Annotated in this window: 16 protein-coding genes; 7 read left to right on the top strand and 9 right to left on the bottom strand. The window is 71.6% G+C overall.

From position 1 onward, the window contains the following. Positions 1-175: 175 nt before the first annotated feature. Positions 176-586, bottom strand: coding sequence for a winged helix-turn-helix domain-containing protein (locus tag OG989_RS02120; RefSeq protein WP_327029532.1), 411 nt, complete (start codon positions 584-586; stop codon positions 176-178). 189 nt (positions 587-775) lie between these two features. On the opposite strand from OG989_RS02120, the gene OG989_RS02115 reads away from it, so the two are divergent. The 3 genes from OG989_RS02115 (at position 776) to OG989_RS02105 (ending at position 2,679) form a co-directional block, all read left to right on the top strand. After that, complete coding sequence (locus OG989_RS02115) at positions 776-1,039, top strand: hypothetical protein (RefSeq protein ID WP_311410715.1); 264 nt, start codon at positions 776-778, stop codon at positions 1,037-1,039. A gap of 76 nt (positions 1,040-1,115) precedes the next feature. Next, the gene (locus OG989_RS02110; protein WP_132231031.1) at positions 1,116-1,451 is read left to right on the top strand and encodes a YciI family protein; all 336 of its coding nucleotides are present in this window, start codon (positions 1,116-1,118) and stop codon (positions 1,449-1,451) included. Next, positions 1,444-2,679: an RNA polymerase sigma factor gene (locus OG989_RS02105; protein ID WP_327029531.1), complete on the top strand. Its 1,236-nt coding sequence runs from the start codon at positions 1,444-1,446 to the stop codon at positions 2,677-2,679. The genes OG989_RS02110 and OG989_RS02105 overlap by 8 nt, the downstream gene beginning before the upstream one ends. Here OG989_RS02105 and OG989_RS02100 read toward each other — a convergent pair. Genes OG989_RS02100 through OG989_RS02090 form a run of 3 tightly spaced genes read right to left on the bottom strand, consistent with a single transcriptional unit; the run spans position 2,672 to position 4,724 of the window. Then, complete coding sequence (locus OG989_RS02100) at positions 2,672-3,034, bottom strand: PH domain-containing protein (RefSeq protein WP_088998502.1); 363 nt, start codon at positions 3,032-3,034, stop codon at positions 2,672-2,674. The genes OG989_RS02105 and OG989_RS02100 overlap by 8 nt on opposite strands. Positions 3,035-3,068: 34 nt before the next feature. After that, positions 3,069-3,806: a class I SAM-dependent methyltransferase gene (locus tag OG989_RS02095; RefSeq protein ID WP_327029530.1), complete on the bottom strand. Its 738-nt coding sequence runs from the start codon at positions 3,804-3,806 to the stop codon at positions 3,069-3,071. A gap of 33 nt (positions 3,807-3,839) precedes the next feature. Continuing rightward, entirely contained in the window at positions 3,840-4,724 is an 885-nt protein-coding gene (locus OG989_RS02090; RefSeq protein WP_327029529.1) for a LysR family transcriptional regulator, read from the bottom strand. 86 nt (positions 4,725-4,810) lie between these two features. Between OG989_RS02090 and OG989_RS02085 the strand changes: the two genes are divergently transcribed. Continuing rightward, a complete protein-coding gene (locus tag OG989_RS02085; protein ID WP_327029528.1) occupies positions 4,811-5,173 on the top strand; it encodes a DUF1801 domain-containing protein in 363 nt (120 codons plus the stop codon). Then, a complete protein-coding gene (locus tag OG989_RS02080; RefSeq protein ID WP_327029527.1) occupies positions 5,170-5,562 on the top strand; it encodes a VOC family protein in 393 nt (130 codons plus the stop codon). The genes OG989_RS02085 and OG989_RS02080 overlap by 4 nt, the downstream gene beginning before the upstream one ends. Positions 5,563-5,602: 40 nt before the next feature. Here OG989_RS02080 and OG989_RS02075 read toward each other — a convergent pair whose 3' ends face one another. After that, entirely contained in the window at positions 5,603-5,908 is a 306-nt protein-coding gene (locus tag OG989_RS02075; RefSeq protein ID WP_151455029.1) for a 4a-hydroxytetrahydrobiopterin dehydratase, read from the bottom strand. Between the two features lie 183 nt (positions 5,909-6,091). Between OG989_RS02075 and OG989_RS02070 the strand changes: the two genes are divergently transcribed. Continuing rightward, the gene (locus OG989_RS02070; RefSeq protein ID WP_327029526.1) at positions 6,092-6,532 is read left to right on the top strand and encodes a (deoxy)nucleoside triphosphate pyrophosphohydrolase; all 441 of its coding nucleotides are present in this window, start codon (positions 6,092-6,094) and stop codon (positions 6,530-6,532) included. A 77-nt stretch (positions 6,533-6,609) separates the two neighbouring features. Here OG989_RS02070 and OG989_RS02065 read toward each other — a convergent pair whose 3' ends face one another. The 4 genes from OG989_RS02065 to OG989_RS02050 all read right to left on the bottom strand — a co-directional run bounded on the left by OG989_RS02065 (position 6,610) and on the right by OG989_RS02050 (position 11,313). After that, a complete protein-coding gene (locus tag OG989_RS02065) occupies positions 6,610-7,707 on the bottom strand; it encodes a succinate dehydrogenase/fumarate reductase iron-sulfur subunit (protein ID WP_151455027.1) in 1,098 nt (365 codons plus the stop codon). Between the two features lie 3 nt (positions 7,708-7,710). Further along, a complete protein-coding gene (locus OG989_RS02060; protein WP_151455026.1) occupies positions 7,711-9,639 on the bottom strand; it encodes a fumarate reductase/succinate dehydrogenase flavoprotein subunit in 1,929 nt (642 codons plus the stop codon). Positions 9,640-9,651: 12 nt separating this feature from the next. Then, positions 9,652-10,458, bottom strand: a complete 807-nt coding sequence (locus OG989_RS02055; RefSeq protein WP_151455025.1) for a hypothetical protein — start codon at positions 10,456-10,458, stop codon at positions 9,652-9,654. Between the two features lie 306 nt (positions 10,459-10,764). After that, positions 10,765-11,313 carry a Uma2 family endonuclease gene (locus OG989_RS02050; protein ID WP_327029525.1) on the bottom strand — a complete coding sequence of 183 codons (549 nt, stop codon included), beginning with the start codon at positions 11,311-11,313 and terminating at the stop codon, positions 10,765-10,767. A gap of 275 nt (positions 11,314-11,588) precedes the next feature. Here OG989_RS02050 and OG989_RS02045 point away from each other — a divergent pair, with 275 nt between their 5' ends. Next, entirely contained in the window at positions 11,589-12,644 is a 1,056-nt protein-coding gene (locus OG989_RS02045; RefSeq protein WP_327031098.1) for an ABC transporter ATP-binding protein, read from the top strand. The last annotated feature ends 1 nt before the right edge of the window (position 12,645 follow it).

Below are 12,645 nucleotides of genomic sequence, written 5' to 3'. Positions count from 1 at the left end.
CACGACGTTGCCGACTGCCCCGATAGCCCAACGCCGCCGGGACGAGTGGAACCCATGGGTGTCAAACAGGCGCTTTGACGCACGTGGTGTTCCACTCGCTGCTCGGCGTCGCGGCGCTGCGGGACGTCCCGGCCGGCGTGGCAGGACGCGCGGCCGCGCGTCGGGGGTTGGTGGGTCAGCCGGTGGGGCGGGTCAGTTTGACCTGGTCGCCGGCCAGCACCTCCGTGGTGCCCTCCGGGTGGCGAACCTCCAGCACCGGCACGCCCTCGTCGAGTTGCATGCTCCGCCGCTCCTCGCCCGTGGGCATCCGCGCGACCACCGTTGCGCCGGGAGCGAGTTCCACGGGTTCGCGTCGTGGGGTCTCCCGCACCCGGGTGCCGCGTCGGCTCGTGCTGACCAGTCCTTCGGACCGCAGGATGCCGATCGCCATGCGGACGGCGTCACGCCCGATGCCGTGCTCCTGGGTGAGCCTGGCCTCGCTGCTCAGGATGGAGCCGGTGGGTAGCTGTCCCGACTCGATCTGGTGACGCAACAGGTCGGCCAGCTGGACGTAGACCGGCGTGTGCGAACGCGGATCGATGGTCATGCCCCAAGCCTTGTGCCCTCGTCGCCATGACAACTTGTGGCTATATGGCTACATGCCCTTGATGGACGGTCGTTGCTTCGCTAGTCTCGCTGTCACCGTCCGTGCCCGGACGGAAACGCTCTGGTTCCCTCCGGCAGAGAGGCAGGCCGCCATGTGCCCCACCTACCCGTCGATCGGAAGTCGTTGCCGATGAGAGCCGCCCGGGAGCGTTTCGTCATCCACCTGCCGGTCGTCACGAGGGACCTGCTCTCCGCCGTACGCCTGGCTCGGGTCGTGGCGCGGTGGGCGAGCGTGCTCGCGCAGACCGACCCCGGCGAGACGACGGTCTCCGCCGAGGACGCGCAGCACCTGCGGCACCGGGTCTTCTGTGACACGCTGCTGCCCGAGGGCCGGCGCTGCCTGCTGCGGGCCGACCACGACGGTCCGTGCACCCGCCGCCCCGCGAGATTCTGAGACCGCCGGTCGCACGTCGTCCGGAACCGGGTCGCCCGTTCGTCACCCTGGTGAGTACCCGACATCGAGGAGCGACATGAAATACCTGATGTTCGTCTGCACCGACAGCGAGCCGGACACCGACCGGGCCGACTGGCCGGACATCGAGGCGTGGGTGGCGGAGAACGACGCCCGGGGCCGGCGGCTGACGGGCGACGCCCTCGCGGAGACGACGGCGGCCACCACGGTCCGCGTCCGCAACGGGGAGTTGCTGGTCTCCGACGGCCCGTTCGCCGAGACGAAGGAGGTCATCGTGGGCTTCGACCTGCTGGAGTGCGCCGACCTGGACGAGGCGATCGAGGTGGCGCGCGCCCACCCGATGGCGCGCGAGGGCCGGCTCGAACTACGTCCGATCGTCAGCCTGGGTGGCTGACGGCCCCACCGACCGGCTCGCGGTGGCCGACGCCGTCGCCACCGCGAGCACCGGGTCGTACGCCCGGATCGTCGCGACGCTGATCCGGGTCACCGGCGACTGGACCCTGGCCGAGGACTGCGCCCAGGAGGCGTCGGCGCTCGCGCTGGCCCGATGGCCGGTGGAGGGCGTGCCCGCCAACCCGGGCGGCTGGCTGATGACGGCGGCCCGCAACCGCGCGATCGACGTGCTCCGGCGCTCCTCGGTCGAGCGGCGCAAGCTGCGTGAGCTGGCAGTCCTCACGCTGACCGGAGCGGAGCCCGAGCCGGGAACGGCGGGGGAGGGGGAGATCGTGGACGACCGGCTGCGGCTCGTCTTCACCTGCTGCCACCCGGCCCTGGCGCTGGAGGCGCGGGTCGCCCTGACGCTGCGTACGGTCTGCGGGGTGTCGACCGCCGACATCGCGCGGGCCTTCCTGGTCACCGAGTCGACCATGACCCGGCGGCTCACCCGGGCCAAGGCGAAGATCGCCGCCGCCGGCATCCCGTACCGGGTGCCGACCGGCCCGATGCTCGCGGAGCGGCTCCCCGGCGTCCTCGCCGTGCTGTACCTGCTCTTCACCCGGGGCTACGACGCCGACGGCGAGCCCGCCTTCGCCGACGAGGCGATCCGCCTGGCCCGGCTGCTCGACCGGCTGATGCCGGGCCAGCCCGAGGTGGCCGCCCAGCTGGCCCTCTTCCTCCTCCAGCACTCCCGGCGCGCCGCCCGCCGCGACCGCGACGGCAACCTGCTCACCCTCGACCGGCAGGACCGCGCCCGCTGGGACCACGCCGCGATCGCCGAGGGCGTCGGCATCCTCGCGCGGGTCCCGGCGGACGGCCCGTACGCCCTCCAGGCCCGGATCGCCGCCTGCCACGCCACCGCCGCGTCCGCCGAGGCCACCGACTGGGGCGCGATCGCCGAGGCATACGACCGGCTCGCCGGGTGGCAGCCGTCGCCGGTGGTCGAGCTGAACCGCGCCGTCGCGCACGGTTACGCGTACGGGCCGGCGGCGGGGCTGGCGCTGCTGGCCGCCGCCCGGGCCGGCGGGGCGCTGGACGGCTACCCGCTCGCCGTCGCCGCGGAGGCGGAGCTGACCGCCCGGCAGGGCGACCGCGAGCGGGCCGCCGCGCTGTTCCGGCGGGCCGCCGACGCCCACCGCGGGGCGGAGCGCCGCGCCCTGCTGGAGCGCGCCGACCAGCTCAGCTGATGTGGTGCAGGATCACGTTGTGCACGTGGTGGCTCTTGTCGGCGCCCCGGAACTCCACCTCGTAGGTGTGCGTGCCGACGTGGATCGCGATGGCCCCGGTGGAGAAGAACGAGCCGCCCCACGACTTGTTGCTGACCACGCTGACGCTGGTGATCTTCGAGTACGGGATGCTGGTGATGGCGTACCGCTTACCGACGAAGGAGCGGTCCTGGATGATGACGCGCCGATCGGTCAGGCCGATGAAGCCGGTGCCGGTGCCGACGGCGTCGTAGACGGCGATGATCTGTTCTCCGTGGAGCAGGCCGCTCTGGATCTGCTGGAACTGCTCCTTGCGGTCGTACGTCGCGTTCGCCATGCCCCCACGGTAGGCCGCGCGCGCCAACCGAAGATCACTGCCGGCGGGCGAGGACGAGGAACTCGCCGTCACCCCGGCCCACCGGCTCCCCGCCCCAGCCGCCGTGGATCCGGTCCACGGCGAAGCCGGCGGTCCGCAGCGAACCGCGCAGCTCCTCCTCCGTGCGGAAACGCAGGGTGGCCGAGCTGAGCAACTCCTCGCCGTCGCCGAAGAGGTAGTGGTGGGTGAAGTCGACCCGCCCGCCGGCCACCGTGTGGACCTCCGTCCACGCCCGGACCACCTCGCCGCCGGGCAGCGTGATCCGTCGCCGCGAGTCGACCGGGTTCCAGCGTTCCCACCGCCGGTCCGCCGGGTCGCGCGAGTCGAACGCCAGCCGGCCGCCGGGCACCAGCGCCCGGGCCAGGTCGGCGAGCGTACGCGCCCACTCGTCGTCGTCCACGAGGAACTGCGCGACATGGCTGGTCAGCACCGCCACGTCGGACGACCGGTCCGGCAGTACGGCCGAGGTGCCCTCGACCCAGGTCACCCGCTCGGCGCCCGGCTTGGCGCGGGCGGCGTCCAGCGACGCGCCGGCCGGGTCGACGCCGGTGACGGTGTGGCCGGCCTCGGCCAGGGCGAGGGTGAGCCGCCCGGTGCCGCAGCCCAGGTCGATGACCCGTACGCCGGGCGTCTCGCCGACGACGGCGAGGAACCAGTCGTCGTCGCGCGACCAGGGGCACTCGGCGTCGTAGACCTCGACCAGCCGTGGATGGCGGAACTCTCCGTGCCTCATCGGCGTCGATCATGCCAGTCCGGGCGGGCCCCGTCAGGTCGTGTTCGCGTCGGTCGCGGCCCGCACGAACTCGTGGACCCGGGCCGTGCCGTTGCTCTCCCGCCAGACCAGGCCCCGCCGGATCGGTGGCGCGTCCCGGATCGGTACGTACGCCACGTCGGGGCGCGGGTAGTAGCGGCGCGTGTGCTCGCCCACCGGCAGCACCCCCCGCCCCATCGCGACCAGCGTCAGCATCTCCGAGAACGTGTTGCCCGCCGGCCCCTTCGGCACCGGCCGCCCCGACGGGGTCCGCTCGGGGGTGCGGTCGCGCTTGAACTCCGCCGAGGTCACGGCCGGGTACTGCACCACCGGGTGGTCGCCGAGCGTCTCCAGGGAGACCGACGCCTCCCGGGTCAACGGGTGCCCGGCGGTCACCGCGAGCAACCGTCGCTCCTCCAGCAGCGCCGGACCGCAGGCCATCCCGTCGAAGGGATACGCGGCCATCAGGACGTCGACGGAACCGTCGAGCAGGCTCTGCCGGGAGTTGAAGAGCTGCACCTCCCGCACCTCGACCTGGCAGTCTGGGTGGCGCTGCGAGAACAGGGCGACGGCCTTGAGCAGCGTCGGGGCGGTCCACTCGCCGAGGAAGGCGACCCGCAGCCGCCCGGTCACGCCCCGTCCCGCGTCGACGGCCCGGCGTACGGCGTCGTCGATGCCGGCGACCAGCGGCGCCAGGTCCTCGGCGAGTTGCCGCCCGATCGGGGTGAGCTGGACGACCCGGCTGGTACGGGTGAAGAGCGGGGCGCCGACGCGGCGTTCCAACTTCCTGACCACCTGGCTGATCCGCCCGGTGGTCACCCGCAGGCGCTCCGCCGTCCGGCCGAAGTGCAACTCCTCGGCGAGGGTCAGGAAGGTCTCCAGCTCGTGTCGTTCCAGCACGTCCCGCCCCATCGTTGACTCCGGCTCAACGATGGTAGTGCGATCGCGTCTTGGTCGGCGTCGCCGGCCGGCGGATCGTGAGGGGCATGGAAACGACGACAGTCACCGACTACCTGGCCGATCTCGACGCCCCGCTGCGGGAGATCGGCGAGAAGCTACGCCCCGTCATCGAGGCGGCCCTGCCGGGGGCGAACGGGGCGGTGTGGCACGGACACCCGGTCTGGGGCCTCGGCGACCGGCCGGGTCGGCGCCCCGTCTGCCTCGTGAAGGCGTACGGCTCGTACGTCACCTTCGGGCTGTGGCGTGGTGGCGAGGTCACCGACCCGTCGGGGCGGCTGGTCGCCGGCGCCCGGCAGATGGCCTCCGTCAAGCTGCGCACCCTCGCCGACGTCGACCCCGCCCTGTTCACCGACTGGCTGCGCCAGGCCCACGCTCTGGAGGTCAGGTGAGCGCGGTACGGGTCACGGGCTTCGACCACCTGGTGCTCAACGTGACCGACGTGGAGCGCGCGCTGGACTTCTACTGCGGGCTGCTCGGCCTGGCCCCGGTGCGGGTCGACCAGTGGCGGGCCGGCGCGGTCCCGTTCCCCTCGGTACGGGTCGACGCGGGGACCATCATCGACCTCGTGCGCCGGGACCGGGGCGAATCCAACGTCGACCACTTCTGTCTGGTGGTGGAGCCGCTGGACTGGGCGGAGGTCGTCGCGTCGGGTGCCTTCGCGGTGATCGAGGGGCCGGTGGGCCGGTTCGGCGCGCGGGGCAGCGCCACCTCGCTCTACGTGCGGGATCCGGACGGCAACTCCGTCGAGCTGCGCTGGTATCCCCAGGACGCCGCCTGAGCGGCCGACGCCCCGGGCCGACGCCCCGGGCGGAACGGGGTCAGGGCTGGGTGACCGCGCGGTAGGCGTCCTCGATGCGGGCGGCCAGCAGGACCTCCCCCTCGGTCAGCGGCGCGTTGCCGTGTCCCACCCGGATGCGGGTCTGGTCGGCCAGGCGGCTGATCTCCGGACGCAGGTGCAGCGCGTCGGCGACCACCTTCACCCGCTCGGTGAGGGCGGCGTGCTGCGAGTCGTCGATGACGAGGGTGCGTCGGATCTGCTCACCCTCGCGGATCCAGCCGGGGAGCAGGGTGAGAGCGTCGTCGAGGTAGTCGTGCTTGGATCGACTGCTGAACAGCGCGCGCATCACCGCACCTCCCAGGCGCCGTTGCCGGCTTGTGGCCAAATCGTCGCCGTCCCGTGTCTTGTCGGTGCCTTCTAGTCTGTCCTCGCATGCTGGGTGTGTCCACGCCCACACTTCCGGGTTCTCCTGCCCTGACGGTCGGCCACGCTACCCAAACCGCCGATTGATCTGGCACGCTGGACGCCCGTGCGGACCGAACGGGCGAATGGCGGCGGGCAGGCCGAGCGACGGGACCTCAGGGTGATCGTCGGGGCGGCGATCATCAGGGACGGCCGGGTGCTCGCCTGCGCCCGCTCCGCCCCGCCCGAGGTGGCGGGCATGTGGGAGTTTCCCGGCGGCAAGGTGGAGCCGGGCGAGAGCGAGACCGCCGCGCTCGCCCGCGAGTGCGCCGAGGAGTTGGCCGTACGCGTGGAGATCGGCGACCGGGTGGGCCGCAACGTCCGGATGGCCCACGGCCGCTCGGTGCTCAAGGTGTACGCGGCCCGCCTGCTGCACGACGACCAGCCGCAGGCCCTCGAACACTCGGCGCTGCGCTGGCTCTCCGCCGACGAGTTGGACACCGTCACCTGGCTCCCGGCCGACGCACCCATCGTCGCGGCCCTCCGGCCCATCCTGGCCGCCGCCTGAGCGGAAGCGGACATCCGGGCCGAAAGAGGACGGGGGCCGGCGGCATCAGCCGCGGCCCCCGTCGTCGTCAGCGCACGTCAGTGCTTGTCCTGCTCCGGGTGGGCGAAGTTCAGGTGCTCCGGCGGCAGCGGGAAGGTCACGTCGTCGCCGAACGGCGACGGCGCCGCCGCCCGGTCGAAGGTGAGCTCCGTCAGCGGCAGCCTGCCGTGGTCGTCGACGGCGGGCGCGGTCGGCCTCGGCACCTCGCGGTCCCAGTTGACGCCGCGCTGCGCCTGCACCTCGGCCCGCGGGTCGTGGGAGCCGCCCGCGTGCGAGTGCACGCCCCCGTGGGCGGCGCTGCCGCGGACCGCGCCGCTGGCGTGTTCGCTGGTCACGATGGTCTGAGGCACCTGACCCCTCCGGAAGATCTTGCTACCAAGCCACACGAGGGGATCGTACCTGCGGTCGACGACCCGTTCCTTCATGGGGATGATCCCGTTGTCGGTGATCTTGATGTGCTCGGGGCAGACCTCGGTGCAGCACTTGGTGATGTTGCAGAATCCGAGACCCTGCTCGGCCTGCGCGTACTCCTTGCGGTCGCTCTTCGCGTCCAGCGGGTGCATGTCCAGCTCGGCCGCCCGGATGAAGTACCGCGGCCCCGAGAACGCCTGCTTGTTCTCCTCGTGGTCCCGGATCACGTGGCAGACGTTCTGGCACAGGAAGCACTCGATGCACTTGCGGAACTCCTGCGAGCGCTCCACGTCGACCTGCTGCATCCGGTACTCGCCGGGCGCCAGGTCGGCCGGCGGCGCGAACGCCGGCGTCTCCCGCGCCTTCTCGTAGTTGAACGAGACGTCGGTGACCAGGTCCCGGATCACCGGGAAGGTGCGCAGCGGGGTGACCGTGACCGTCTCGTCCTCCGTGAAGGTGGACATCCGGGTCATGCAGCTCAGCCGCGGCTTGCCGTTGATCTCCATCGAGCAGGAGCCGCACTTGCCGGCCTTGCAGTTCCAGCGGCAGGCCAGGTCGGGGGCGTCGGTCGCCTGGAGCCGGTGGATGACGTCGAGGACCACCTCGCCCTCGTTGACCTCCACCATGTAGTCCTGGAGGTCGCCGCCGTTCTCGTCGCCGCGCCAGATGCGGAACTGGCGCTTCGCGCCCGGCTTCCCGGGCCCCTGGGGGTTCTGGTTACCCATGCGTCAGCGCTCCTTCTCGGTCTCGACGTCGGCGACCTGGGCGTCGAACTCGGCGAGTTCCTCGTCCGTGAGGTACTTGGCCAGCTCCGCGCGGTCGAAGAGGCCGATCAGCTCCGGGCGCATCCTCGGCAGCGGCTTGCGCTCCAGGCGCACCGCGTCGCCGTCGAGGGAGCAGACCAGGTTGACCCGACGCCACGCCGGATCCATCGCCGGGTGGTCCTCCCGGGTGTGCCCGCCGCGCGACTCGCGCCGCTCCAGCGCCGCCTTCGCGGTGCACTCCGAGACCACCAGCATGTTGCGCAGGTCGAGCGCCAGGTGCCAGCCCGGGTTGTAGCGCCGGCCGCCGCTCGCGCTGACCTTCGCCACCCGCTCCCGCAGCTCCGCCAGCCTGCCCAGCGCGTCGACCAGCTCGCCCTCGCGCCGGATGATGCCGACCAGGTCGCCCATCACCGCCTGGAGGTCCTGCTGGAGGGTGTACGGGCTCTCGCCGGTGTCCCGCTGCAACGGGGCCAGGGCCGTCTCCACCGCGGCCTCCACGGCGGCGACGCCCACCTTCGGGCGCGCGGGGAGGCTGTCGGCGTACGTGGCGGCGTGGCCGCCCGCGCGCTTGCCGAACACCAGCAGGTCGGACAGGGAGTTGCCGCCGAGCCGGTTGGAGCCGTGCATGCCGCCGGACACCTCGCCCGCGGCGAAGAGCCCCCGCACGTGGCCGAACGCGGCCCCGCTGTCCGGGTCGACCTCGACACCGCCCATCACGTAGTGACAGGTCGGCCCGACCTCCATCGGCTCCTTGGTGATGTCGACGTCGGCCAGCTCCTTGAACTGGTGGTACATCGACGGCAGGCGGCGGCGGATCTCCTCCGCCGGCTTGCGGGAGGCGATGTCCAGGTAGACGCCGCCCGCCGGCGTGCCCCGCCCGGCCTTGACCTCGCTGTTGATCGCCCGGGCCACCTCGTCGCGCGGCAGCAGCTCCGGCGGTCGCCGGTTGTTGTCCGGGTCGGTGTACCAGCGGTCCGCCTCCTCCTCGGTCTCCGCGTACTGCTTGCGGAAGACGTCGGGGACGTAGTCGAACATGAACCGCTTGCCGTCGGAGTTCTTCAGCACGCCGCCGTCGCCGCGCACCGACTCGGTGACCAGGATGCCCTTCACCGAGGGCGGCCAGACCATGCCGGTCGGGTGGAACTGGAGGAACTCCATGTTGATCAGCGTCGCGCCGGCCCGCAGCGCGAGCGCGTGCCCGTCACCCGTGTACTCCCAGGAGTTCGAGGTGACCTTGTAGGAGCGGCCGACGCCGCCGGTCGCCAGCACCACCGCGGGCGCCTCGAAGAGGACGAACTCGCCGGACTCCCGGTAGTAGCCGAACGCGCCGGCGACCCGGTCGCCGTCGAGCAGCAGCTCGGTGATCGTGGTCTCGGAGAAGACCTTGATCCGGGCGTCGTACGAGCCGTGGTCGCGCTTGTCCTCCTGCTGGAGCGACACGATCTTCTGCTGGAGGGTGCGGATCAGCTCCAGGCCGGTCCGGTCGCCGACGTGCGCCAGGCGGGGGTACTCGTGGCCACCGAAGTTGCGCTGCGAGATCTTCCCGTCCTTGGTGCGGTCGAAGAGCGCACCGTACGTCTCCAGCTCCCAGATCCGCTGCGGCGACTCCTTCGCGTGCAGCTCGGCCATCCGGAAGTTGTTGAGGAACTTGCCGCCGCGCATCGTGTCGCGGAAGTGCACCTGCCAGTTGTCCCGGCTGTTCACGTTCCCCATCGCGGCGGCGGCGCCGCCCTCGGCCATCACCGTGTGTGCCTTGCCGAAGAGCGACTTGGAGATGATCGCGGTCTTCTTGCCGGCGAGGCGGGCCTCGATCGCCGCGCGCAGGCCGGCGCCGCCGGCCCCGATCACGACGACGTCGTAGTGGTGTCGTTCGATTCGCGTTGTGTTGGTCATGTCAGGGGCCCTCTAGTTGATGAACCGCAGGTCGTTGAACCAGCCGGCCGCGACCGCCATGACGTAGAAGTCCGTCAGGGCCAGCGTGCCGAGGGTGATCCAGGCGAGCTGCATGTGCCGGACGTTCAGGGCGGAGACGAAGCTCCAGGCCCGGTAGCGCACCGGGTGCTTGGAGAAGTGCTTGAGCCGCCCGCCGATGATGTGCCGGCACGAGTGGCAGGAGATCGTGTACGCCCACAGCATGACCACGTTCAGGAGCAGGACGATGTTGCCCAGCCCGAACCCGAAGCCCTTGGGGGAGTGGAAGGCCAGGACCGCGTCCCAGGTGTTGATCAGCGAGATGATCGCGGCGGCGTAGAAGAAGTAGCGGTGCAGGTTCTGGCCCAGCAGCGGGAACCGGGTCTCGCCGCCGTAGGACTTGTGCCCGTCGGGGACCGCGCAGGCGGGCGGCGACAGCCAGAACGACCGGTAGTAGGCCTTGCGGTAGTAGTAGCAGGTGAGCCGGAACAGCAGCAGGAACGGCAGCGTCAGCGCCGCGTCCGGGATGATCCACCAGCCGGGCAGGAACCGTCCGAAGTGGGAGGCGCCCTCCACGCACCGCTCGGTCACGCAGGGCGAGTAGAACGGGGTCAGGTAGTGGAAGTCCTCGACCCAGTACCACTTGTGCATGAAGACCCGGACCGTCGCGTACGCCACCCACGCGCTGAGCCCGATCACGGTGATCAGCGGGGCGAGCCACCAGCGGTCGGTTCGCAACGTCTTCGCCGCGATGGCGGCGCGCGCCCGCGCTCCCCGCGGCCTCGTTGCCGTTGATGTCATTAGAGTCGTCTCCCTGACAGGACCCTCACGGGCGGATCAAGTTCCGGTCGGCAACGCGGACCGGCAGACCCGCACCCGCTTGCCACGTCATGCGCACACCAACGACCGCGCCGGTGATACGGCGCAGCTAAGTGACACACGTTACGCCGATCTTCGCGAGCCGTCCGCGCAAGGCAGTGTCCCGTGTGTCCCGGCCGGTGGAAAGCCCCGCACGATGATCGATGTCCGGATGTTAAGAACCTCACCCGGCGCCTGTCCGGCGTACCGGAGCGGCTCACCCGAAAAGCGTCCCGCGGCGGTGGCCCGTCAGGCGAGCAGGTCCGCCGGCCGGATCGTGGCCCGGACCGGCTCGGTCAGCTCCAGCGTCTCGCCGGCCTTGGTCACCGACCGCTCGACGTAGTGGGCGCCCTGCCGCTGGTAGACGTGCACGCTCAGCGTCTCCTGCTCCACCAGGAGATACCACTCGATACCGGCCGCCGCGTAGTAGTGCATCTTGAGCACCTTGTCGGTGGCCGCGTTGCCCGGCGAGATGATCTCGCAGACCAGCTTCACGTCGGCCGCCTCGATCCAGGGGTCGTCGAGGTCGATCGGGGCCGTGACGACGAGGTCCGGGATGGGGATGCGCCCCGGCCGGAGCCGGACGTTCACCGCTTCCAGGACGCGGAGGCCGGCTTCCCGCGTTGGTCCTCGCAAGGCGGCCCGCAGCTCACCGGAGATGTTCTGGTGGCGGGGCGTGGGGGCTGGGGTCACGTGAAGGCTCCCGTCGAAGAGTTCGACGCGCTGCTGCGTCTCGCCGAGGGCGAGGTACTCCTCTTCACTCCACGGGCCGTCGTGGCCGAACACCGCCGCGGTCATCGTCACCTCCACCTCGTGCCGGGGGACATCCTTGCGGGACTGCCGCGCCCATCGTCGCACCCGCTGTCCGGGGGCGTGAGGTCAACGCCGGTGAATGCCGAGGTGAGGGCTGTTCACGCCCGTTGCAGAGTCGTTACGCTGTGGCCCGCTGACAGCTCCGGTTATGTAGCTTATTTTCACCCTCAGTGCTTTCCTGTAAGTTCTCTTCGTCGCTGAGGGAGGCGGTCGTGGACAGGCCGGAGTCGGCGCCGTCCGGGAAACCGGACCGCCCCAACGTGCCGGAGCAGCGCTCCGGCCAGGACCCCTACCTGCGGGTGAGCGACCTGCGGGTCCGGTTCGACACCGAGGACGGCGTGGTGCGCGCCGTCGACGGGGTGTCGTTCGAGGTGGCCCGGGGACGCACCCTCGGCATCGTCGGTGAGTCCGGCTCGGGCAAGAGCGTCACCTCGCTGGCCATCCTCGGGCTGCACAGCGCCAAGCGGACCAGCATCACCGGGGAGATCTCCGTCGGCGGCCGCCAGCTCGTCGGCCTGCCGGACGAGGAGGTACGCCGGCTGCGCGGCCGGGACATTGCGATGATCTTCCAGGATCCGCTGTCCGCGCTGCACCCGTACTACACGGTGGGCCGGCAGATCGCCGAGGCGTACCGGGTGCACCACCCGAAGGCCGGCAGGCGCGAGGCCCGCCAGCGCGCGGTGGACATGCTGGGCCGGGTCGGCATCCCGCAGCCGGCCCGCCGCTTCGACCAGTACCCGCACGAGTTCTCCGGGGGCATGCGGCAGCGGGCGATGATCGCCATGGCGCTGGTCAACGACCCGGACCTGCTGATCGCCGACGAGCCGACCACCGCCCTGGACGTGACGGTGCAGGCGCAGATCCTCGACCTGCTGGCCGACCTCCAGGCCGAGTTCAACTCCGCGATCATCCTGATCACCCACGACCTGGGCGTGGTCAGCCAGGTCGCGGACGAGGTGCTGGTCATGTACGGCGGGCGGGCCGTCGAGCACGGCAGCGTCGAGCAGGTGCTCCGCCGGCCGCAGCACCCGTACACCTGGGGTCTGCTCTCCAGCGTGCCCTCGCTGCACGGCGACGCGGACGCGGACCTGGTGCCGATCAAGGGCAACCCGCCGAGCCTGATCAACCTGCCGTCCGGCTGCGCCTTCCACCCGCGCTGCCGCTACGCCGACCGCAACGGCGACCGGTCCCGCACCGAGGTCCCGGAGCTGCGCCCGGCGGGCGCGCCCGGCCACCTGGTGGCCTGCCACCTCTCCGCCGACGACCGGACCCGGCTGTACGCGGAGGACATCGCCCAGGTGGGAGTGGCCCGGTGAG

The sequence above is a fragment of the Micromonospora sp. NBC_01740 genome, assembly GCF_035920365.1.
Lineage (GTDB): Bacteria > Actinomycetota > Actinomycetes > Mycobacteriales > Micromonosporaceae > Micromonospora > Micromonospora reichwaldensis.
This window is presented reverse-complemented; position numbering and strand designations above follow the sequence as displayed.

Coding starts and splice junctions, on each gene's coding strand:
- OG989_RS02120 (WP_327029532.1), bottom strand. CDS start 586: ATGACCATCGATCCGCGTTCGCACACGCCGGTCTACGTCCAGCTGGCC.
- OG989_RS02115 (WP_311410715.1), top strand. CDS start 776: ATGAGAGCCGCCCGGGAGCGTTTCGTCATCCACCTGCCGGTCGTCACG.
- OG989_RS02110 (WP_132231031.1), top strand. CDS start 1,116: ATGAAATACCTGATGTTCGTCTGCACCGACAGCGAGCCGGACACCGAC.
- OG989_RS02100 (WP_088998502.1), bottom strand. CDS start 3,034: ATGGCGAACGCGACGTACGACCGCAAGGAGCAGTTCCAGCAGATCCAG.
- OG989_RS02095 (WP_327029530.1), bottom strand. CDS start 3,806: ATGAGGCACGGAGAGTTCCGCCATCCACGGCTGGTCGAGGTCTACGAC.
- OG989_RS02085 (WP_327029528.1), top strand. CDS start 4,811: ATGGAAACGACGACAGTCACCGACTACCTGGCCGATCTCGACGCCCCG.
- OG989_RS02075 (WP_151455029.1), bottom strand. CDS start 5,908: ATGCGCGCGCTGTTCAGCAGTCGATCCAAGCACGACTACCTCGACGAC.
- OG989_RS02065 (WP_151455027.1), bottom strand. CDS start 7,707: ATGGGTAACCAGAACCCCCAGGGGCCCGGGAAGCCGGGCGCGAAGCGC.
- OG989_RS02060 (WP_151455026.1), bottom strand. CDS start 9,639: ATGACCAACACAACGCGAATCGAACGACACCACTACGACGTCGTCGTG.
- OG989_RS02055 (WP_151455025.1), bottom strand. CDS start 10,458: ATGACATCAACGGCAACGAGGCCGCGGGGAGCGCGGGCGCGCGCCGCC.
- OG989_RS02050 (WP_327029525.1), bottom strand. CDS start 11,313: ATGACCGCGGCGGTGTTCGGCCACGACGGCCCGTGGAGTGAAGAGGAG.